Below are 21,845 nucleotides of genomic sequence, written 5' to 3'. Positions count from 1 at the left end.
GCATCACCGCCCTCCTGTTCAGCCGTGTTAAAACAGCGAAAACAGCAATGCGACCGGGAAGCTCATAGGCCAGGTCGCTCCCACCAAGAAAGGCGCTCAAAAAACGGATACGTTTTTTATCGTGCGATAAAAACCAGGTGATGAGAAAAGTCAGCGCGGCCATCACCGCATAAAAAACGAGCATTTTTTGATACAAAGACATTGACGGGACATCCGGCCAGAGAAGTGAAACGCGCGCAATATGCTCTTTTTTTTGATGTACATCAAGTTTTATCGCTCTGGTCTGGCGCTGTTCCGATTTTGTCGCTGCCGATGAATAACCCCGGGTTGTCCTATTGCGCAATTTGCGATCCCGAACTATACACAAAGGGGTAATAACTCAGGGTGGCCTAAATGAATGTCTCAAGCAGAACTGTCGTAGTGATCAATCTTTTTGCTGCCGTCGGACTGGTAACGCTTATCTCATTGAGATTTGGTTGGTTTATTTAATTTCTACATCCCTGCGGCGCAGACTGGCAGAGAGATTTTTCTCTCTGCCTGCAACGTACGATCTTTTCCCGCCCCGTTCGATCCCGCACTGATCATAAAGGCTATGAATGTTTAACCATGACGTGACGAATAACGGTGTAATCTTCCAGCCCATACAGTGACATGTCTTTCCCATAACCTGACATTTTCTGCCCACCGTGCGGCATTTCGCTGACCAGCATAAAATGGGTGTTTACCCACGTACAGCCATACTGGAGCCTGGCGCTGACCCGGTGCGCGCGCCCAACATCCTGTGTCCACACCGACGAGGCCAGACCGTACTCCGAGTCGTTGGCCCACGTCAGCACCTGTTCCTCGTCGTCAAACGGCGTCACGCTCACTACCGGGCCGAAGACTTCCCGCTGCACGATTTCGTCCTCCTGTTTTGCCCCCGCCAGCAGCGTCGGCGCAAAATAATAGCCGGGACCGTCCACCTTCTGTCCGCCGGTAACCACCTTAATGTGTCCAAGCGCTTTGGCACGTTCGACCGCTTTTGCGACCCGCTCAAGGTGCGCCAGTGAACTCAGTGGCCCCAGTTCAGTAGAGTCTTCCTCCGGCGCCCCCGTTTTCAGGCTGGCAACCGCCGCCCCAAGTTTTTCCACCAGCGCGTCATAGATCCCCTTTTGCGCATAGATTCGGCAGGCGGCGGTACAGTCTTGTCCGGCGTTATAAAAGCCGAACGTACGCACGCCCTCGACCACGGCGTCAATGTCGGCATCATCAAACACGATAACCGGCGCTTTGCCGCCCAGTTCCATGTGTGTACGCTTAATGGCGGGCGCGGTATGACGGATAATGTGTTCGCCAGTGGCAATCGAACCGGTTAACGACACCATGCGCACTTTTTTATGCCCGGTCAGCAGATCGCCAACCGTTTTACCACGACCAAACAGCACATTCAGCACGCCCGCCGGGAAGATATCTTTGGCCAGTTCGGCAAGTTTCAGCGCGGTCAGCGGCGTGATTTCGGAGGGTTTTATCACCACGCAGTTACCGGCTGCCAGCGCAGGCGCCAGTTTCCACGCGGCCATCATCAGAGGATAGTTCCACGGCGCAATTGAGGCGACGACACCCACCGGATCGCGCCGGATCATAGAGGTGTGTCCTTCCAGATATTCCCCGGCAGCCATACCGTTGAGACAACGAGCGGCGCCGGCAAAGAAACGGAACACATCCACAATCGCCGGGATCTCATCGTTGAGCGCGCAATGCAGCGGTTTCCCACAGTTGCGGGATTCCAGTTCGGCAAAAACCTGCGCGTTCTGCTCTATCGCGTCAGCCAGCGCCAGCAACCGTTCACTGCGCGTTTTAGGCGTCGTTTGTCCCCATTCGCTGAACGCCCTGTCGGCTGCGCGAACGGCGGCGTCAACCTGCGCAGGAGAGGCTTCGGCTATTTCCAGAAGCACCTTGCCCGTCGCCGGATTATAGACGGGCTGCCTCTCGCCTTCACCGCAGACCAGCTCGCCGTTAATCAGTAAGAGATGTTGCATAGCATTTTCCCATGTCATTGTTTATTTACCGTTTCCGGCGACGCTGTCACGACAGTCGTACCGCGGAATGTTGTTCTTTCCAGAGAATAGTCGGCGCACAGAAAGCCCACCGCCCGGAGAGAAGAAATTTGACCAGGATGTGACGTAACGCGCATTACGTCGCGGACAAGGGTAAAGAGTCTCTCTTCCCTAATATAGACAAGGCGTTAGCGAGCAAAAGGAAAATTGACGGGTATTGATATTTCCTATGAATGACAGGCAAAAGCAGGCTCATGGATAATCAGAACCTGCTTTACACATTACGACGCGCTATTTCAGCTGTTCGCGAATAAGCTGACCGAGTTGTTTAACGGCGCTCTCCTCTCTTTCCCCCCACTGCCAGGCGGTGTTGAAGCGGAAAAAACGTTTCCAGGTGTCCGAGGTGGAAAACATTTTCCCGGGAGCGATACTGATTTGGTGCGCCAGCGCCTGCGCGGTCAGTTCTCCTGCATCCATTGATTCCGGCAGTTCGAGCCAGAGAAAATAGCCGCTGTTGTTATGATGGATCTTCACGTCGGCAGGCAGGTGACGCAGCAGCGATTGCCAGGCCTGTTGTTTACGCTCAGCAAGCTGACGGCGCAAGCGTCTAAGATGGGCGTCATAGCGACGGGTAGACAGGTAATCGACCAGCGCCAGCTGCATGGGCGAACTGGTCGACAGCGTGCTCATTAATTGAAGGCGCTGAATGGTGCGGGCGTGCTTGCCGGCAGCCACCCAGCCAATGCGAAAGCCCGGAACCAGACACTTCGAGAATGAAGAACAGTGCAGGATCCGGTCGCTGCGATCCCAGGCTTTGGCGGGTAATGGTTTTTCGCGGCCAAAGTAGAGTTCGCTGTACACGTCATCTTCAATCAGCATCACATTATGCTTGTCAAGGAGCGCGACTAGCCGCGCTTTTTTCGCCGGACTAAGCGTAAAGCCAAGCGGGTTCTGACTGTTGGTCATCAACCAGCACGCTTTTACCGGATAATCCTGTAACGCCTGTTCCAGCGCCGCGAGATCGATCCCCTCTTTCACGTCGGTCGCCACTGACAGCGCTTTAAGCCGTAATCGCTCCAGCGCTTGCAGCGCGCCATAGAAACAGGGGTTTTCCACAATCACCCAGTCGCCGGGCTCGGTGACCGCCTGTAAGCTCAGATTAAGCGCTTCTAACGCACCGGCGGTGATGACAATGTCATCCGGCGAGACGGTTATGCCCTGCTGGGCATAGCGACGGGCGATGGCATGACGCAGCTCTGCGTTGCCAGGCGGCAGATTTTCGAGCACGCTCATGGCGGTCGCGGTTTTGCTCACCTGCGCCAGCGAGCGGTTAAGCTGCTGGAGCGGAAACAGGCGCGGATCGGGAAACGCCGAGGCGAACGGCATGACCGAGGCATCACGGCTGGCCTGTAACATCTCAAAAATAGAGGTATTGATGTCGACAGCCTCGTCACGCATCACCTGGGCTGGCTGCACGGTCGGCTGGAGAATCGGGCGTGGCGCGACGTAATAGCCGGACTGCGGACGCGCAATAATTCGCCCCTGACTTTCCAGCAGTTGGTAAGCATGTCCGACGGTCATGAAGCTCATGCCGCTGCTGGCGACCTGTTCGCGCAGAGACGGCAGACGATCGCCGGGTTGCCAGACGCCAGAGGCGATCTGTTCGCAAAGTTGTTCAGCCAGACGCTGGTATTTTTTCATTCTGGTTTCTCGTCGGTCAATGCAGGTGAGCCTCGCAGTGTATAACAGTGAATAAAATTCACAACGATTTGCAAACTGTTATGGTTAAATATGCCTGTTCTGTTTCTGCCCCTCATAGCTTCACACGCCTAGAATTGCGCTGAATCAATTTTTAGTGCGGAGTCAGGCATGTTTGGTCTTGATGCGTTTCACCTGGCAAGGATCCAGTTCGCCTTTACGGTTTCTTTTCACATTATCTTTCCGGCAATCACCATTGGGCTTGCCAGTTATCTGGCGGTGCTGGAAGGCCTTTGGCTAAAAAGCAAAAATCCGGTCTGGCGCTCGTTGTACCACTTCTGGTCGAAAATATTCGCCGTCAATTTCGGCATGGGCGTGGTTTCCGGTCTGGTGATGGCCTATCAGTTCGGCACCAACTGGAGCGGCTTTTCGGAATTTGCAGGCAGTATTACCGGGCCGTTGCTTACCTATGAGGTGCTGACCGCTTTCTTCCTTGAAGCCGGATTCCTCGGGGTGATGCTGTTTGGCTGGAATAAAGTCGGTCCGGGTTTGCATTTCTTCTCAACCTGCATGGTGGCGCTTGGCACCCTCATTTCCACCTTCTGGATCCTGGCGTCTAACAGTTGGATGCAAACGCCGCAGGGGTTTGAGATCGTCAACGGCCAGGTTGTGCCCGTGGACTGGTTCGCCGTTATCTTCAATCCTTCGTTCCCTTACCGCCTGCTGCATATGTCCGTCGCCGCATTTCTCAGTAGCGCGCTGTTTGTCGGCGCTTCGGCAGCCTGGCATCTGCTGCGCGGCAACACAACGCCAGCCATTCGCACGATGTTTTCCATGGCGTTGTGGATGACGCTTATTGTCGCGCCGGTGCAGGCGTTAATCGGCGATATGCATGGGCTGAACACCCTGAAACATCAGCCAGCCAAAATCGCCGCGATTGAAGGTCACTGGGAAAACCCGCCGGGTGAGCCGACGCCGCTGCTGCTGTTTGGCTGGCCGGATATGGAACAGGAACGCACCCGCTATGGACTGGCGATCCCGGCGCTGGGAAGCCTGATCCTGACGCACAGTCTGGATAAACAGGTTCCGGCGCTAAAAGAATTCGCCAAAGAGGATCGCCCTCACTCGACGATCGTGTTCTGGTCGTTTCGCATCATGGCCGGCCTGGGCATGTTAATGGTCCTGCTGGGGCTCTGTGCGCTCTGGCTGCGCTACAGGCAGCGCCTCTACACCTCGCGCCCGTTCCTGCGCTTTGCGCTATGGATGGGACCCTCGGGGCTCATCGCCATTCTCGCGGGCTGGGTGACCACTGAGGTCGGACGCCAGCCGTGGGTGGTGTACGGTTTACAGCGTACTGCCGACGCGGTGTCGGCCCACGGCGATTTACATATGAGCATTTCGTTGCTCGCTTTCTTTGTTGTCTACAGCTCAGTTTTTGGCGTCGGCTACAGCTATATGATTCGCCTGATCCGCAAAGGCCCGCTGGAAGATGATTCCGCGCCGCCGCCGGGCACACCCGCCAGGCCGCTTTCCGCCGCCGTCCTCGATTCTCAACATGAGGCACATCGCTAATGGGTATTGATTTATCGGTTATCTGGTTTGTGATCATCGTCTTCGCCACGCTAATGTATATCGTGATGGATGGATTCGATTTGGGTATTGGCATTCTGTTTCCTGTCACACGAGACGCAGAGGATCGTGATGTGATGGTCAATAGCGTCGCGCCGGTGTGGGACGGTAATGAAACCTGGCTGGTGCTGGGCGGCGCGGGGCTGTTTGGGGCTTTCCCGCTGGCCTATGCGGTTATTATCGATGCGCTGACCATTCCGTTGACGCTGATGCTGATCGGACTGATTTTTCGCGGCGTGGCCTTCGAGTTTCGCTTCAAGGCCACGCCAGCCCACCGCCCATTTTGGGACCATGCTTTTCTCGGCGGGTCGATTCTGGCTACCTTCGCCCAGGGGATCGTGGTTGGCGCAGTGATCAACGGTTTCCCTGTGACCGGTCGCCGCTACAGCGGCGGGCCGTTCGACTGGTTAACCCCCTTCACTCTGTTCTGTGGCGTCGGACTGGTCGTTGCCTATGCGCTCTTAGGCGCAACCTGGCTGGTGATGAAAAGCGAAAATCCGCTGCAGGATAAAATGCGCAGCGTCGCGAAAAAACTGCTGCTGGCCCTGCTGTTGTCAATCGCGATAATCAGCCTCTGGACACCGTTAGCGCATCCGGCGATCGCCGACCGTTGGTTTACGCTTCCCAACCTGGGTTATCTGCTGCCGGTTCCGGTGCTGGTGATCGCGTTCAGCGTCTGGTTATGGCGCACACTGGGTCGTCCGGAAAACCACACGTTTCCGTTTGTGCTGACGCTCGGGCTAATCTTCCTTGGTTTCAGCGGCCTGGGCATCAGTATCTGGCCGCACATTATTCCGCCTTCGGTTACCCTCTGGCAGGCAGCCGCCCCCGCCCAGAGTCAGGGGTTTATGCTGGTCGGTGCGCTGCTCATCATTCCGGTGATTTTGGTGTACACCTTCTGGAGTTACTATGTGTTTCGCGGCAAAGTGCAGCATGGCGAGGGGTATCACTGATGCAACATTCTCTCTGGAAACGCCTGATGTGGCTGGTCATCCTTTGGGGCGGCAGCGTGCTGGCGCTGGCGGCGGTGGGCATGTTTTTTCGCCTGCTCATGACCGCGGCGGGGTTTAAAGCGCATTAAGCGGACACCTCGCCGGATGTCGGCTTTGGGCCAGGCGTTAACCGGCGGAAATCAATACCGACACAAAGGCCCGGTAAACGCCACCGGGCTGATGTCGCAAAGGATTAAGGTTTACGCTTCGGCAGCGTTTTCATCAGATCTTCCGGACTGACGGAACCCACCACGCTGCCCGGCAGCGGCATTTTAAGAATGTGATTTTTAATCTTGCCGATAACGTGCATTTCACACGGGCGACAGTCAAATTTCAGCGTCAGCACCTCATCACCGTTGACCAGTTGCATTGGCGTCGCTTTCCAGCTTTTGATGTTACCTTTCGCCTGTTTCGGGCACAGATTAAAGGCAAAACGCAGGCAATGCTTGGTGATCATCACAGGCACATCGCCCTTTTCTTCATGCGCTTCATACGCCGCGTCGATCAACTGTACGCCATAACGATGGTAGAACTCACGCGCCTTCTGGTTATAGACGTTTGCCAGAAAACTCAGATGCGTCTGCGGGTAGACCGGCGCGGGATCTGAGACCGGTTTGCGCACGCCGCGTTTGTAGCGGGCAAGTCGCGCCTTATCCAGCATCTCAATGGCTTCCCGACGGAACGCGTTGAGCAGCCCGTTTGGCACAAACAGCGCACCGGGTAGGTTAACCTGAATGTCACGCGCGTAGTAGAGCGTCTGCCCCAGCTTCGCCAGCCCGTCCTTGAGGTTACTCAGCGCTTTTTCAGCGTTGTTGGCGTCGTCAAACTGACCGTCCAGCGTGTGCGTCACGCTTACCCCTTCCTCGCTGGTTAACGTCAGGATCAGCTGTTCCTGCCAGCCGCCGAGTTCGATATCCACCGCTACCCGCCGCTCGCTGGAGGTTTTGGTTAACGCCTGCTGCCAGTTATGATCGAGATTACGGTTCAGTGGATGTCGCGGGCGCACTTTGTGCAGGTCGGCAGGCATCTCGTTCGGCCAGACGCGATAACTGTTTTCCCCGGTTTTTTCGACAGTATTGGCACGAAAACCAACCACCTCACGTTTGATCAGTACGTTCAGGCCATCGCCGTTCGCCAGTGGTTCACTGGCTTCAACATCAAGGTAATCTTTCGCCACTTTCAGCACTTCGCCAACGGGTAAGCCGATGAATTTTGGTGAGTCAAAGGCGCCAATATCGCCTTTGCGCGCATTGACAAAGTAATCGGTGCTGCCGCGATGGAACGTTTTATCCGTGGACGGGATAAAGAAATGCTCGGTGCGACCGGAAGACGCGCGCGCCAGATCGCTGCGCTCTTCAATGATCGCATCCAGCATTTGCCGATAGTGGGCGGTGATATTTTTTACGTAACTCATGTCCTTATAACGCCCTTCAATTTTGAAGGAGCGTACACCTGCATCAATTAACGCGCCGAGGTTAGCGGTTTGATCGTTGTCTTTCATCGACAGCAGATGTTTCTCGTAAGACACAACCCGGCCCTGATCGTCCTTCAGGGTGTACGGTAAACGGCACGCCTGGGAGCAGTCGCCGCGGTTGGCGCTACGTCCGGTCTGGGCGTGAGAAATATAACACTGGCCGGAATATGCGACGCAGAGCGCGCCATGCACGAAAAATTCGAGAGTGGCATCGGTCGCCTGATGAATCGCCTGAATTTGCGCAAGGCTCAGCTCGCGCGCCAGCACAATCTGGGTGAAACCGACGTCAGCCAAAAATTTCGCTTTTTCGACGCTACGGATGTCGCATTGCGTGCTGGCATGCAGTTCGATCGGCGGAATGTCAAGTTCAAGAATTCCCATATCCTGAACAATCAGCGCGTCGACGCCGGTCTGGTAAAGATCGGTAATCAGGCGCTGGGCGGGTTCCAGCTCATCGTCATGAAGAATGGTGTTCAGCGTAACAAAGATTTTCGCGCCAAAGCGATGGGCAAACGGCACCAGTTCGGCGATATCTTTCAGGCTGTTGCTGGCGTTATGACGCGCGCCGAAGCCGGGACCGCCAATATAAACGGCGTCCGCGCCGTGTAAAATGGCTTCGCGGGCGATGGCGGTGTCACGTGCCGGGCTTAACAATTCAAGGCGATGTGGGTGCTGGCGCATAGCGTTGTTTTTATCCAGTAGCAGCAAAATGGCGGCTATTGTAGTCAGAAGCGCGGCATTGCGAAATAGTTTTCCCGCTTAACTGCGCGGGTAATGAATCAGCGAATGAAAATGGACTGTTTGCGCGCTGGTGTTGCGATAGGCATGGGCGTGGTCACCGGCAAAACGAACGCCTTCTCCGGTTTTGATCGTCCGCCACTGCGCGTTAATACACATCTCCAGCTCGCCATAGATCACCACGACGTGCTCAATTACCCCCGCCTCGTGCGGCGTGGATTCGCTGAGCGCGCCGGGCGCCAGAAGAATGGAAAAATGGTCGAAGCAAAGTTCCGGATCCCACGGAAACAGCGGCGTCACCACCATTTCCTGCTGCTGAGGATCAAACGTCGGCAAAGGCGTCGATTCCGGCGGTGAAATAAACGTAGAAAACGGGACATTCAGCCCGGTGGCGATCTTCCACAGGGTCGCCACGGTCGGGCTGGATTCGTTCCGTTCGATCTGCCCAAGCATGGCTTTCGACACCCCTGTCGCGTCCGCCAGGCGCGACAGGCTCCAGCCGCGCTGGGTGCGCAACGTTTTCAGCGTGCTCGCCAGATACTGTGTGAGATTGTCCATACGCGTTCTCCCAAAAACATCAGCTTACCACTTGTGCGCTATAACGCTCAAATGGTAGATTCAAGCGACCGTTATAACGCACAAGAGGTTGCTATGCGCGCTTTCTCGCTTCCGCTACCGACGCTTCTGTCAGGGTTTGTGGCGGTCCTCATCGGCTATGCCAGCTCGGCGGCTATTATCTGGCAGGCCGCCGTGGCCGCAGGCGCCAGCGCCGAACAGATCGCCGGCTGGATGACCGCGCTCGGCATCGCAATGGGTGTCAGTACGCTGGGCCTGTCACTGTGGTATCGCGCTCCGGTATTGACGGCATGGTCTACACCTGGCGCGGCGCTGTTGGTCACGGGCTTGCAGGGGGTAACGCTGACGGAAGCGGTTGGCGTGTTTATCGTCGCCAACGCGCTGATTGTCATCTGCGGAATAACAGGTCTGTTTGCGCGCATGATGAGGATTATCCCCCACTCGCTCGCCGCCGCGATGCTGGCTGGTATTCTGCTGCGTTTTGGTTTGCAGGCCTTCACCAATCTGGAGGGCCATTTGATGCTGTGCGGCAGTATGTTGCTGGCCTGGCTGACGTTAAAGCGAGTTGCTCCGCGCTATGCCGTCATTGCCGCACTGTTCGCGGGCGCACTGGTGGCATGGCTTGAGGGCGATGTGGTGACCCGTACGTTGAGCGTCGCTCCGGTTATACCGACGTTTATTGCGCCTTCGTTTTCTCTGGCGCACGCGTTAGGCGTGGCGGTACCGCTATTTCTGGTCACAATGGCGTCACAGAATGCGCCTGGGGTGGCGACAATGAAGGCCAGCGGCTATGACGTGCCTGTTTCACCGCTGATCGTGGTGACGGGCCTGCTGGCATTGCTGTTATCGCCATTTGGCGTGTATTCCATCTGCATTGCCGCCATCACAGCGGCAATCTGTCAAAGTCCGGATGCGCATCCGGATGCGTCAAAGCGCTGGCTGGCGGCAGCGTCAGCCGGGGTGTTTTATCTTCTGGCGGGGATTTTCGGCAGTTCGATTACCGGCATAATGGCGGCGCTACCGGTGAGCGGCGTGCAGATGCTGGCAGGATTAGCGCTGTTAAGCACCCTCTCCGGCAGTCTGTATCAGGCGCTGAGCCATGACGCGGAACGCGATGCGGCTATCGTCACGTTCCTGGTCACCGCCAGCGGTGTGACGCTGTGGGGTATCGGCTCGGCATTCTGGGGGCTGATGGCGGGTGGTGTCTGCTTCGCCACGTTAACCTTCTCCCGCCGCGCGTAGCTGCGAGGGTGTTTTCCCCGTCACCTGCTTAAAGCGGTTGCTGAAATGGCTCGGAGAGCTGAACCCGCAGGCCAGCGCAATGTCGGTTAACGATTGACGGGTGTGACACACCAGTTGCTTCGCCAGCGCCATGCGTCGCTGCATCACATACTGATGCGGCGCCATTTTCATCGACTGGCGAAACATACGGGCGAAATGAAATTCGCTGAGCGCCGCCTCGCGGGCTAAGTCGGCAAGTGTCAGCGGTTCCGCCAGATGGGCATCGATGTACGCCAGCACATTGCGCAGCGTCACGGGCGCCAGTCCGCCGGTTACGGTAGGCAGGCGCCACTGGACGTTGCTGTAGTGCTGGATCAAGTGAGTCATCAACAGCGACGAGGCCGCGCTCAGCGTCAGGTGATTGGCGGGCTGCTGCCAGTCGTTACCGAGAAAAAACTGGCGATAGACGGCGGTGATACCCGGGTCGTTGCCAAATAACCGTTCTTCGAGTGTGAAACGGTAAGGACTCTTGTCCCACACTTTTTCGCCCACTTCACGCAGGTGCGCATCGGTGCAGTAAAGATGCACAAAGGATAAGTCGTCACGAATATCCCACGTCGATTCGCTCTCTTTTGGCATCAGACAAAACCGATCCGGCCCGCCGCCGTTTTCCCAGCCGCTGGACGTTTTGTGATAACTCTCATAGCCATCCTCAATGTACAGACTGAGGGTGTGATGATCGCAATATTGCGTAATGGTATCGCGCTTGTTCGACCAGGCCGCCAGCTGGACGCCAGAATGCAGCGCGACTGACTCATGCAGCACAGCATTATGTTTGCGCAGGTTTTCAAACGCATCGTAGGACCGGGACATATCACCATATCGACAACATTTAGCAGATCCTCAGTCTATCGCAGGTCGCCGCGCTTGCCATGCCCTCAAAGGAAAAAAGCGCAAGATTTTGCAAGTGTGCGCAAGGGGATGAAAGCGCATTCCCGGCAACTTTGTGACAGTGAGTCATCGTTTGATAAGAGGTAAAACGTGATGAATGCATTGTTGTACTGTCTGGTGGTAATGATTTGGGGCACGACGTGGATCGCCATTTATCTGCAACAGGGGCCCGTGGCCGCCCCGGTGTCTATCTTCTGGCGTTTTGCCGTAGCGACGGCGCTGATGATGGTCATTCTTCTGGTGCGGGGCAAACTGCGCAAACTGACGCCCCGCGACCATCTGTTCTGTCTGTTGCAGGGCGCATGTGTCTTTTGTTTTAACTTCTGGTGTTTTTATACCGCCGCCGCGTGGATCAACACGGGGCTGGAATCGGTGATTTTCTCTATGGCGGTGCTGTTTAACGCAGTGAACAGCTTTATTTTCTTCGCACAAAAGCCGCCAGCTCGCTTCTTTGCCGCTGCCGCGCTGGGGCTGACGGGGATCGTGACGCTGTTCTGGCAGGATCTGGTCGGCAGCGGCTTTAGCCAGGAACTGCTCTGGGGAATTGGACTTAGCGCACTGGGCACCTTCGGCTTTTCACTCGGTAATATGATCAGCCTGCGACATCAAAAGAACGGGCTGGAAATCATGACCACGAACAGTTGGGCAATGCTGTACGGCACGCTTTTGATTGCCATCATCGCCCTGTTGCGCGGCGACAGTTTTATGCCGCAGTGGACCGTCAGTTACCTGGGCGCCCTGCTGTATCTGGCGGTTTTTGGTTCGGTGATTGCTTTTGGCGCTTATTTCACCCTGGTCGGGCGTATCGGCCCCGGCAACGCCGCTTACAGTACGCTGCTGTTTCCGCTGGTCGCGCTGTCGATCTCCACTTTCTACGAAGGCTATGTCTGGCAGATGAATGCGGTCGTGGGGCTGGCGCTGATCTTACTGGGCAATCTGGTGATGTTCGCAAAACCGCCAGCGCTTTTGCGTCGGCGGCTGGCGTAGTCACAGCGCCATCGGGCGATGGCGCGAGAAGAACGGCGTTATTTCTGGCGAACTTCAAACATGGTGGCGTCGGTGGCCATGTTATCCACGACCTGCTTAAGCGTTTCAAACGCCATCGGCGTACTTTCGTTGTTCAGATCTTTCCCTTCGCCCTGGCGAACCACTTTAATAACAGGCTTATTGGTCGCCGCGTCGATTAACTCGCCTTCAAAGTAGAGATGGGTGTCCATGGTACGGTGTCCCGTCGCCATTTGCGTTCCGGCAACCAGCAGCGCAACCGGCACCACTTCATAGAACTGCAACCCTTCTTTGCTGGCGTCAACACCGGTAATGGCGCCACGGAAGATCAGGCTACGCGGGCCAGGCGTGGTCACCAGCGGTTTACGCTGCGCAATGGCGCCTTTCATTTTGGTGTTAGTGTAATTCAACAACTCGTCGAGGACCTTCTGACCGACCTGCGTGTTCGGCTTGGGTACCGGGTAATACGTGATGGGCGTCCAGACAACGCTGTCGTAATTGGCGGCATTATAGTCAGGATCAACCCAACGCAGCACCGGCTGTCCTGATGCCGATGTCGTTTCCTCGAGGCTGGAGTAATCCTTTAAAAAGCCAGAATATTTTTCCGGTTGTGTGATTTTTGACGCACAACCGGATAAAGTCAGTAACCCTGCAAGCATAGCAACGCTGAAAAAAGTACGAGTACGCATGAAACGATCCCTTAAATGTGCACATATGCATGCGCAATAATAGCAAAGGGAAATCATTTATGTTGCATTAAAAATGGTAAGCAAACCACACTTTACCGACCCTTTTTTTGTCCAGAAATAAATGGCGTACTCGTCCTTCCGGCATCACGCCATTTTGCGAGCTAACAGGGTGGCAAAACGCAGCTTAATCCGGTTGCCGTTCGCATCGGTACGATGTAGCTCACCGACATCTTCATTGTATTTCAGCTGCTCCCAACCTGCGTAGTAGTCGCGCAGTTCCCCTTCCCTGAAGGCAAACGGAAAACCAACGGTGCAGGGATAGTCTGCCGTATCCATCGCCGCGACGATCAGGTCATACCCACCCGGTTTAGTACAACGCTGCATGTTAGCGATGAGCCCCGGGATCGTGTTGGCCTCAAGGAACATCAATACCACGGTAGAGAGGATAAAATCGTACTCGCCGTCAAAACGTAGAGCATTAAGATCCACCACGTTGGTTTGCAGATTCTCCAGCCCTTCGGCCGCTTTAATACGCTCAACATTCTTGATGCTCATCGGGTTTTTATCCCATGCGGTCACATCAAAACCGTTCGCCGCCAGATACAGACTATTACGGCCATTGCCGCAGCCCAAATCCAACGTTTTACCCGGCTTAACCACCCTGACAGCATCCAGCACTTCAGAATGGGTGCGGGTTAAATCATATTTTTCAGTAAAGTAATGTTCGTCGCGAAGGGTCATTTTTTATCCTCAGTTTTTAACAGCGCCGAACGTTCAGTGCGGATAAGCAGTTTACCTTCCACCAGTAACGCGAACGTACGGACCAGCAATAATGCAATAATAACATTCGTAAAGATGAATAAAGGCACGGCGAGGCTGTGGAAAAAACCGGACTCGCTGGCATGACCGAGATGCAGCCCTGTCGTGGCCAGCGCTGACACGCCGAACGAGAAACTCCAGAAGGAGGCATTAAAGGGTTGTGACAAATACCACGGCATCAGCCGCAGCATAAAAAGCAACTGAAGCAGGCCATAGCCAAACAGCATCTTCGCCAGCGTATCGCTTTCGCCGCCGTTAACGCTAAGCCAGGCGCTACAGGCCACCAGCGCGGGCGCCAGTTGAATGCCAAGAGATGTCCGCAGTACGGTGGGGAGTTCTCCGGCGCTACGCAGGCGCTGCAGGATCACCGGCTCAAGGCTGAGCCACGAAAAGACCCCCGCGCCCAGAAAGACCAGTCCGGCATCGGTATAGCCCAGCGCGCCGCAGGCCATCGCGCTGATAAAATTATTGGCGACGGTCGGCAGATACAACCCCGGCGTGGTGGCCTCCTGTGGATGTGCGCCGCGCCACAGCCCCGCCGTTTGCCAGGCGGCATAGGCCAGTTGGATCACCACGCCTATGCTGAACAGCGCCACCGCCAGCGGCCGGCTCCAGGGAACAAACCCGATAGCGACCAGCATTGTGGTCGCCGGAAACAGGCTGACAAAACTGCTCATGACCGGATGGCGAATTTCCGCAATCACGCTGTGCGGAAAACGCACCAGCCGGGTCATAAATGCCAGCGTCAGCAGTCCCCATATCACCATCGCCAGGATCACCAGCGCGTCGCCAATCCAGTGGCTGACGGCCCAAATATGACTGGCATAGCGCCAGGCAAAGCCCATCCCAATAGTCCCCAGCACCATGCCAAAATAGCCGGCGGGCAAATTCAGAACACAATCACCTGCTTTTTCTTTACGCATTTTGTTTAATTTATAAAGTATATTTGAAATGCATTTTATGTAATTTCTCTGCGTTTAGCCAGCGGCGTAAAATTTGCTACGGTTATAGTGAGCGAAACCACGGATACCTTGTATGCAAAAATACCGCCTTGATGAGACCCCGCGCGCCTTCAGCTATCAGAAAACGATCGGAAACAGCATGTCCTTTTGCGCCAGATTATCGCCCTGATTGACTTCAACGATGTCAAAGCCGGCGATGTCGGCGGCTGGCTCGATCACGAAAGCGCATTGTCTCAGGAAGGCACGTGCTGGATCTACGATGAAAATTCGCTGGCTTTTTCTGGCGCTAAAATCAGCGGAAACGCCCGTATCACCCAGCCCTGCGTCATTCGCGACGGCGCACGTATTGGCGATAATGTCTGGATAGACCACGCGGAGATAAGCCACGGCGCTGAAATAAGTGACAACGTCACTGTTCAGGCGTCCACCGTACGCGGTGAGTGTCGGTTGTCCGGCGATGCACGCATTCTGCACCAGTCAGAAATTTTTGCCGCGCGGGGAATGACGACCGAATGCGATCAACTTTTACAGATTTACGATCGTGCAATGGTCGCTCATTCGCAGATTGTACATCAGGCGCAAATCTATGGGGACGCCATTGTCACCCATGCGTTTATCGAACACCGGGCCGAAGTGTTTGATTTCGCGCTTGTTGAAGGCAACGCTGAAAATAACGTCTGGTTGTGTGATTGCGCCAAAGTATACGGTCACGCGCGCGTCATCGCGGGTTTCGAGGAAGACGCGATCCCCACTCTACGCTACAGTTCGCAGGTTGCCGAACAGGCGACGGTAGAAGGCAACTGCGTGCTCAAACATCACGTGATGGTGGGTGGAAAGGCGCGACTGTGCGGCGGCCCGATATTACTTGACGATCACGTGCTGGTTGAGGGCGATGCGCGTATTAACGGCGAAGTAGTGATCGAAAATCACGTGGATATTGGCGGTTCAACCGTTATCGAGGCTTCAGGCGATGAGGCCATTCATCTGCGTGGCCCCAAAGTCTACCACGGCGAGCAGTATATCACCCACACCCCGCTGGTCGGCTCAGTCTGATGACGCGCTGATAATACGGGCATAAAGGTTCACGTCGTCATAGCGACCGTTCAGGTATTCAGCCTGTTTCAGACAGCCTTCCAGTTCAAAGCCGTTGCGCCGGGCAACCTGATTACTGGCGTGATTGGCCACCCGACATTTAATCACAAAGCGCCTCACCTCGCCGCGCTCAGCGTAGTGGCGCATTAGCGCCTGAAGCGCGCGTGACATCGTGCCTTTTCCCTGATGCGACTCATCCAGCCAGTAACCGATATATGCCGCTTTATTTAATGGCTCAATCTGATTAAACGACAGCACGCCCACCAGTTCATCGCCGGCCATAATCATGTACATTTTCGCATAGCCGCGTTGATGCAACAGGATATTCCCCTGCACGCTTTTACGCGTGTCTTCTTCCCCGCGCACTGACGCAGGCCAGTTCAGCGACTGCTGCAGCCAGGCGCTGTTTTTGCGTACCAGCTGATGCAGTGGCGCAATATGATGCTCCGCAACCGCCTGCAGTTGCAGGTTCTCGCCCGCGTTGATTGTTTCTGTCATATTGACTCCTGTTTTGCCGTACCGCCGCCCAGCGTTCTGTTTAGCAGATTTTTCAGCGGTAATGCAAACACTTAGCCAAAACAAGAAGGGCCTCCCGATGCGTGGGAAGCCCTTTTCAGAGAACGGGAGCGGTTATACCTGGCTCTCGTTAGCACTCTCTTTCTGTAAGATTTTGAGCATATCGTCCTTTAGCTGGAGTTTCTGTTTTTTAAGGCGAACGACTTCGAGATTGTATCCCCGACCATCGGCGCCTTCCAGCCTGGCTATTTCGTGATCAAGGTTATTGTGCTTTTCGAAAAGAGACAGAAAGCGAGGGTTCTCGGTTTTCAGTCGGGAAATCAGATCTCTGTATTCTGGAAACATACGCTCTCCCTGTTAGTGAACAAACGCGTGTATAAGAAATACACATCTTCAGCTTACTCATTTGAGTCAGGGAAAAATGCGAACGGGATCGTGTTTAGTTCTTGTACAGATATTTCGGGGAAACGCTGACGCCCCTTGCCTTGCAAAGGGCGTCGCGAGGATCAACGCATCACGCGATCATCGACATAGCGACGCTTGTCCGGCGCGGGAGGAAAATACTGATACAGCCAGGTTTCGCTAATCGCCTCGCCCTGGCAACGCAGGAACATGCGCATATCCACCGGTTCGGTCGAATCAGAGGTAGGATACCAGTCAAACTGGATGCGGTAGCCGTCGAATGGTTCGACGTAGAGAATTTCAATCTGCTTCGCTTCGCCGCTGGAAAGCGTAATCACCGGCTCAATGCCTTTAGGCGCCGCAGCTTTCAGATCGCCGCCAACGAAATCAATGGCAAAACGACGCGCCCATTTTTCCGGATAATGCTCGCCCGGCGCCCAGCCTTCCGGAAATCCGCCCATACCGGTACGGGTAGCCATCACGCGCGCCAGCGGCGAACGAACCGGCGGCTGCGCGCTCCAGTACAGTCGGTATTTGTACGTCAGTTCATCTCCCGCCTTGATCGATTTTTCCGGCTGCCAGAAACAGACCACGTTATCCAGCGTTTCGCCCGTGGTCGGGATCTCCATCAGCCCGATGGTGCCCTTGCCCCACTGGTTACGGGGCTCCACCCACAGGCTCGGACGCTTGTTGTACCAGCCCATAATGTCCTGATAGTGGCTAAAGTCCCGATCCAGCTGCAGCAGACCGAAGCCTTTCGGGTTGTTGTCGGTATAGGCGTTAAACTGCAATTTTTGCGGGTTGTTCAGCGGGCGACAGATCCATTCGCCGTTGCCGCGCCACATCGCCAGTCGGTCAGAGTCGTGGATCTGCGGATGAATGGTATCGCACATGCGGCGTTCGTTATTGCCGCAGCTGAACATGCTGGTCATCGGCGCAATACCCAGTTGTTTGATGTCCTTGCGGGCGTACAGGCGATTTTCCACGTCCATGATCACCTGGCTCTTCTCACAGTGGATCACGAATTTATAGGCGCCGGTAATGCTTGGGCTGTCTAACAGCGCATACACGGTAAACGTGGTGGCCCCCGGCTTCACTGTATCAAACCAGAAAGCGGTAAAGTCCGGGAACTCCTCTTTCGTGTCGGTGTAGGTGTCAATCGCCAGACCACGGGCAGACAGGCCGTACTGATAGGTATCGTCCACCGCGCGGAAATAGCTGGCGCCAAGGAATGACACGACGTCACGTCGCGCCAGTTCGGGCGCTTTGAATACGCGGAAACCGGCAAAACCGAGGTCGGTTTGGCCCTCAAGCTGTTTAGTGTCCACGCCCGCGTCGTTATATTTGAACAGCTCCGGGCGGAAGTGGATTTCACGCGCCATATGCGTGGCGGCGTCGACAGAGAACATGCGCACCCGGCGACGGAAACCCATCCCCACATGGAAGAACTGGGCATCCAGTTGGCGGCCCTCGACGTTATTCCACAGCGACCGGGCGGCGTCATACTGAATGCTGTTGTAAGCCTGAGGCGTCAGATTCGCCAGGGTGTCCGGCAACGCGCGTGGCGCGCCGCCCCACGGTTTCTGCGCGAGATCGTGGGCCATGGATTGCAGCACCGAATAATCAAACCGCACTGTTTGCCCGTCGGCGATATCTGATTCGGCCGCGTATGCGGCGCGGGTAAAGAGTGAAGCAATACCGCCGGTACCGCACACGGCGGCCATTGCCATTGAACCTTTAATAAATCGTCTGCGATTCATACCTGAAAATCAGTCCTTCTGGTCTCGTGAATGGTCCCGCGCTGGCGCTCGACAGCGGCAAGAGGAAGCATAATTCTGACCGCTCACTCTAGACAAATTTCATTAATAATCCAATTGTTGGCCGCTGATTATCTGAGCAAAACGTAAAATATTTTCTGTCGATCGGAACTGACTGATTCCCATGTAAACTTGCTTCTCGCGACCTTCAACTTTTGCAAAGCTAGTCAAGACTGACGTGTTGGGTCATGACTCGCTTAAACAGCGCCAGACGCGCGCGCATAAACCGGTTTTCAACCTTGAAACCCGCTCGCTTGTTCAGGCCGATTCGCAGCAGCCGGTCGCGTCCTTTGATACAGGCAGGCCAGCGTACCGGGCCGTGAAGCGTATCGCAGGTACGGCTGGCGTGACGGGCAAAGTTGACCCAGTAGTCGGCGACCTGCGCGGCGAAGGCCAGATCGTTTTCATTCACGTAGTCTCGCGCAGGCTCGGCGAGCGTGAGGGTATCAAACACATAAGGCACCTCGTTGCCATGCCACGCGCCGTTGGCGTAGGTATCGTGCTCGGCTTCCGCCACATAATCGAACCAGTAGCGCCAGCAGGGTTCTCCTACCCGCTGCTGCGCCTGCATCACCACATAGCCGAGCGCGGTAAAGGCCATGTCGCGACACACCTGACGCCCCAACTCTTCGTCCCCTTTCACGCCGGGATAGAGCAATTTAATCAGGCCGAGACCCAGCCTGCGTTCGCGGCGCAGTTTCTGGATTTGTTCAGCCAGATCGACGCCGAAAACGGCCATCACACTCGCTTCGTCACTGTTGGAACCGATCATCAGTGGGACCGGATGCTGCTTCGCCGCAAAAAAGACATCCAGCATCGGTTCGGGCAACACGGCGTCGCCAGAGATCGGCGTCGGGGCGATTTTGTACGGCGCGCCGAGCGGCCAGAAATCCTCTGCCGGAATCGCACGCAGCTGTTCAGCCGTCGCGTTTTGCAATCCGAAGTGCCCCGCCAGCGCAATGCCGTTTTCAAGGGCAATCTCGCGCGGCGTATCCGGTAAGGTGTAACCGCTCTGCACAATCGCTTTGTGAAACAGGCCGTTGCCCTTAGGCGACGCCAGCAGGGAAAGTACGCTGCGCGCGCCTGCGGATTCACCAAACAGCGTCACGTTCTGCGGATCGCCGCCAAACGCAGCGATATTTTCCTGTACCCAACGCAGCGCGGCGATTTGATCGAGCAGCGCAAAATTATTCACGCACTCATCGCTTTCCCCTTCCAGCGCCGGATGAGCGAAAAAGCCCAGGTGACCCAGACGGTAATTGACGGTGACGACCACAACCTCGCGCTTCGCCAGCGCAAGGCCGTCATACGGTGGAAGGCTTGCAGCGCCCAAGGTATAGCCGCCGCCATGAAGCCAGACCATCACTGGCAGCGGTGCGCGCCGCCCGGCAGGAGACCAGACGTTAAGGTAGAGACAGTCTTCGGAGAACGCGCCCGGATCGCCGCCGCCCAGCGCTTTACAGTATTCGATGTCCTGCCAGCTGGCACGGGAAAACGTATCAGCCTGACGCGTACCGGACCAGGGAGTGACCGGCTGCGGCGCGCGCCAGCGCCGTTCGCCGACCGGCGGCGCGGCATAGGGAATACCGCGCCAGATATGAATGTCTTTCTCAACGACACCGATCAGTTTTCCCTGTACGGTATCGGCCAGCGGAATAGTGGGATTTACCATGTCCATGTTTACCCGGTAATTGCAAATTCCTACAGCATACCTTGATTAAAGCAGGCCGCAACGCCGTTTACTGCGCTCTTCCGCCTCCTGGTACAGCGTAAACTCGTCCAACACCGGGCATCCCAGCGCCTGCTCAAACGCGTCGCGGCTGGCATTACCATGACGGCGCGCCTGGGTTTCATTTCCCAGGTTTGACTGGAAAATGCCCGCTGCGCTGACCGGTAAAAAATCTTCGTAGGTAATGGGCTGCGCCGCCACCCAACCGCGTTCAATGTGGGGCTGCGGGTCGTCACCAGGGTGAATGGCATGACGATGTGCTTCGCCCGTCGGCGTCAGTCGATAGCGAAACCAGGCCAGCCCTTGCTGGCGCAACAGGAATTCGCTGTCGGGAAATGCTTTAAACACCTCCTGCAAATGCAATTGATGCGTCAAATTGTCTTTCCCGGTCCCGGCGCGCTGGAGCAGCGCGTCATAAAGCTGCCGTCCTTTGACGGTCAGCGCCACCCCACGCTGCTCAATTTCGCCAAAGCGCGCGGTATGTGTGCCCTGCTTTTCGCCAGCAAACAACACGGGTTCTTCCAGCGCTTTAAAGCTGGTCTGGCGCAGCAGGATCGGCACGTCGCGACGCGGCGGGCCTTCAATCAGTATCTTGGGTTCGATACCGCATTCCGGCATCATCGCCTGTACACGGTCAATATCCAGCGTGCGCGGCGTGAGATGATTAATATGGCAGCCAGGAAAACAGACCACGTCGGCAATCAGCCGGTGCTCATTATGCAGCGCCAGATAGGTTTGCGCGTCCACGGTAGCATGACGGTGCCAGCGGAACGTTTCCAGCGCTTCCTCGACGAACTCATGCGCCTGTGCCGTGTCGAAACCGTTTTGCTTGTCCCAGACATCAAGCAGTTCCCGGCAACGCGGCGTAAAAATATCACGTTGGGCGAGGATTTCCGCCGCGCGCTGACGTAACGCCACATTTTCAATCAGCTCCAGGCGAAGCAGCGAAGTAAAGACCCGGAAAGGGTTTCGCGATAACGAGGCGTCATCGACGGGCCGGAACGCCGTCGAATGCACCGGTACGCCAGCCTGAGAAAGATCGTAATAGCTGACCGGAAACATGCCCATGATCGCAAACATACGCCGTAGCGTGGAAAGTTCCTCTGCCGTACCGACGCGTATCGCCCCGTGCCGTTCTACGTTCAGACGGGCCAGTTCGTCGGCGTTAGCCAGTTTTTCGTGCAAAGTGGGGTTATTTTCCAGTACCGCCAGATTGACATCAGCGACCAGTTCGAGCAGCGTGCCGTACTGCGGAACTTCCTGCTGGTACATCGCTGACATTGCTTGCGAAAAATGTTCCCGAATCTCATCTGCCGTGATGCTGTTCGCCATAATGTCATGTCTCCAGTGAATGTTACCTGGAGTGTAGAAAAGGCCGTTCATTCCGTGGGGAAGAATTTACAAAGTGTGATCCCGCCGAAACTCGTCCCGTCGCGTTGCGCCCCCCCTTCTATAACTCACGGCTATGTAATAATCGACATAAATTCACTTTTAATTAA

General features: G+C 55.7%; 19 protein-coding genes and 2 pseudogenes. 7 read left to right on the top strand and 14 right to left on the bottom strand.

Features of this window, described 5'->3' with window-relative positions; all coding sequences use genetic code 11:
* Nucleotides 1–27: 27 nt before the first annotated feature.
* Nucleotides 28–202: pseudogene (gene ortT / locus JY391_RS10950) on the bottom strand (orphan toxin OrtT).
* Nucleotides 203–393: 191 nt separating this feature from the next.
* Between ortT and yncL the strand changes: the two are divergent.
* Nucleotides 394–489 (top strand): stress response membrane protein YncL, encoded by a 96-nt coding sequence (gene yncL / locus JY391_RS10945; protein ID WP_072014929.1) that lies wholly within the window; start codon nt 394–396, stop codon nt 487–489.
* A gap of 101 nt (nt 490–590) precedes the next feature.
* On the opposite strand, the gene patD is transcribed toward yncL, so the two are convergent.
* Nucleotides 591–2,018: an aminobutyraldehyde dehydrogenase gene (gene patD, locus JY391_RS10940; RefSeq protein ID WP_042283146.1), complete on the bottom strand. Its 1,428-nt coding sequence runs from the start codon at nt 2,016–2,018 to the stop codon at nt 591–593.
* A gap of 309 nt (nt 2,019–2,327) precedes the next feature.
* On the bottom strand, nt 2,328–3,737 hold the full coding sequence (locus JY391_RS10935; RefSeq protein WP_181823152.1) for an aminotransferase-like domain-containing protein: 1,410 nt from the start codon (nt 3,735–3,737) through the stop codon (nt 2,328–2,330).
* 168 nt (nt 3,738–3,905) lie between these two features.
* On the opposite strand from JY391_RS10935, the gene JY391_RS10930 reads away from it, so the two are divergent.
* The 3 genes from JY391_RS10930 to JY391_RS10920 are packed head-to-tail and all read left to right on the top strand — an operon-like array spanning nt 3,906 to nt 6,444.
* Nucleotides 3,906–5,306: a cytochrome ubiquinol oxidase subunit I gene (locus JY391_RS10930; RefSeq protein WP_211935725.1), complete on the top strand. Its 1,401-nt coding sequence runs from the start codon at nt 3,906–3,908 to the stop codon at nt 5,304–5,306.
* Nucleotides 5,306–6,316 carry a cytochrome d ubiquinol oxidase subunit II gene (gene cydB / locus JY391_RS10925; RefSeq protein ID WP_042283154.1) on the top strand — a complete coding sequence of 337 codons (1,011 nt, stop codon included), beginning with the start codon at nt 5,306–5,308 and terminating at the stop codon, nt 6,314–6,316. Before JY391_RS10930 ends, cydB begins: the two co-directional genes overlap by 1 nt.
* Entirely contained in the window at nt 6,316–6,444 is a 129-nt protein-coding gene (locus JY391_RS10920; protein ID WP_001164804.1) for a DUF2474 domain-containing protein, read from the top strand. The genes cydB and JY391_RS10920 overlap by 1 nt, the downstream gene beginning before the upstream one ends.
* A gap of 104 nt (nt 6,445–6,548) precedes the next feature.
* Here the strand turns inward: JY391_RS10920 and JY391_RS10915 are convergent, their stop codons facing one another.
* Nucleotides 6,549–8,510, bottom strand: a complete 1,962-nt coding sequence (locus tag JY391_RS10915; protein WP_211935724.1) for a peptidase U32 family protein — start codon at nt 8,508–8,510, stop codon at nt 6,549–6,551.
* Between the two features lie 78 nt (nt 8,511–8,588).
* Entirely contained in the window at nt 8,589–9,125 is a 537-nt protein-coding gene (locus JY391_RS10910; RefSeq protein WP_042283159.1) for a helix-turn-helix domain-containing protein, read from the bottom strand.
* 93 nt (nt 9,126–9,218) lie between these two features.
* Between JY391_RS10910 and JY391_RS10905 the strand changes: the two genes are divergently transcribed.
* A complete protein-coding gene (locus tag JY391_RS10905; protein ID WP_211935723.1) occupies nt 9,219–10,385 on the top strand; it encodes a benzoate/H(+) symporter BenE family transporter in 1,167 nt (388 codons plus the stop codon).
* Here the strand turns inward: JY391_RS10905 and JY391_RS10900 are convergent.
* Complete coding sequence (locus JY391_RS10900; RefSeq protein WP_211935722.1) at nt 10,362–11,237, bottom strand: AraC family transcriptional regulator; 876 nt, start codon at nt 11,235–11,237, stop codon at nt 10,362–10,364. The genes JY391_RS10905 and JY391_RS10900 overlap by 24 nt on opposite strands.
* 171 nt (nt 11,238–11,408) lie before the next feature.
* On the opposite strand from JY391_RS10900, the gene JY391_RS10895 reads away from it, so the two are divergent.
* On the top strand, nt 11,409–12,302 hold the full coding sequence (locus tag JY391_RS10895) for a DMT family transporter (RefSeq protein WP_042283167.1): 894 nt from the start codon (nt 11,409–11,411) through the stop codon (nt 12,300–12,302).
* Between the two features lie 38 nt (nt 12,303–12,340).
* Here the strand turns inward: JY391_RS10895 and JY391_RS10890 are convergent, their stop codons facing one another.
* The 3 genes from JY391_RS10890 to tehA form a co-directional block, all read right to left on the bottom strand.
* Nucleotides 12,341–13,009, bottom strand: coding sequence for a DUF3313 domain-containing protein (locus JY391_RS10890; protein ID WP_042283170.1), 669 nt, complete (start codon nt 13,007–13,009; stop codon nt 12,341–12,343).
* Between the two features lie 144 nt (nt 13,010–13,153).
* A complete protein-coding gene (gene tehB / locus JY391_RS10885; protein ID WP_211935721.1) occupies nt 13,154–13,750 on the bottom strand; it encodes a tellurite resistance methyltransferase TehB in 597 nt (198 codons plus the stop codon).
* Nucleotides 13,747–14,751, bottom strand: a complete 1,005-nt coding sequence (gene tehA / locus JY391_RS10880; RefSeq protein WP_060571231.1) for a dicarboxylate transporter/tellurite-resistance protein TehA — start codon at nt 14,749–14,751, stop codon at nt 13,747–13,749. The genes tehB and tehA overlap by 4 nt, the downstream gene beginning before the upstream one ends.
* A 112-nt stretch (nt 14,752–14,863) precedes the next feature.
* Between tehA and ydcK the strand changes: the two are divergent.
* Nucleotides 14,864–15,843: pseudogene (ydcK, locus tag JY391_RS10875) on the top strand (YdcK family protein).
* Here the strand turns inward: ydcK and rimL are convergent.
* The 5 genes from rimL to hglS all read right to left on the bottom strand — a co-directional run bounded on the left by rimL (nt 15,835) and on the right by hglS (nt 21,678).
* On the bottom strand, nt 15,835–16,380 hold the full coding sequence (gene rimL / locus JY391_RS10870; protein WP_211935720.1) for a 50S ribosomal protein L7/L12-serine acetyltransferase: 546 nt from the start codon (nt 16,378–16,380) through the stop codon (nt 15,835–15,837). The pseudogene ydcK and the gene rimL overlap by 9 nt on opposite strands.
* Nucleotides 16,381–16,512: 132 nt before the next feature.
* Nucleotides 16,513–16,743: an HP1242/YdcH family protein gene (locus JY391_RS10865; protein ID WP_042283183.1), complete on the bottom strand. Its 231-nt coding sequence runs from the start codon at nt 16,741–16,743 to the stop codon at nt 16,513–16,515.
* A 161-nt stretch (nt 16,744–16,904) separates the two neighbouring features.
* Complete coding sequence (locus JY391_RS10860) at nt 16,905–18,560, bottom strand: glucan biosynthesis protein D (protein WP_060571234.1); 1,656 nt, start codon at nt 18,558–18,560, stop codon at nt 16,905–16,907.
* A 220-nt stretch (nt 18,561–18,780) separates the two neighbouring features.
* The gene (locus JY391_RS10855; RefSeq protein ID WP_211935793.1) at nt 18,781–20,289 is read right to left on the bottom strand and encodes a carboxylesterase/lipase family protein; all 1,509 of its coding nucleotides are present in this window, start codon (nt 20,287–20,289) and stop codon (nt 18,781–18,783) included.
* Nucleotides 20,290–20,334: 45 nt separating this feature from the next.
* Nucleotides 20,335–21,678 (bottom strand): 2-oxoadipate dioxygenase/decarboxylase HglS, encoded by a 1,344-nt coding sequence (hglS, locus tag JY391_RS10850; RefSeq protein ID WP_211935719.1) that lies wholly within the window; start codon nt 21,676–21,678, stop codon nt 20,335–20,337.
* Nucleotides 21,679–21,845 lie beyond the last annotated feature (167 nt).

The organism is Citrobacter sedlakii (assembly GCF_018128425.1).
In the GTDB taxonomy this organism is placed as follows: Bacteria; Pseudomonadota; Gammaproteobacteria; order Enterobacterales; family Enterobacteriaceae; genus Citrobacter_A; species Citrobacter_A sedlakii.
This window is presented reverse-complemented; position numbering and strand designations above follow the sequence as displayed.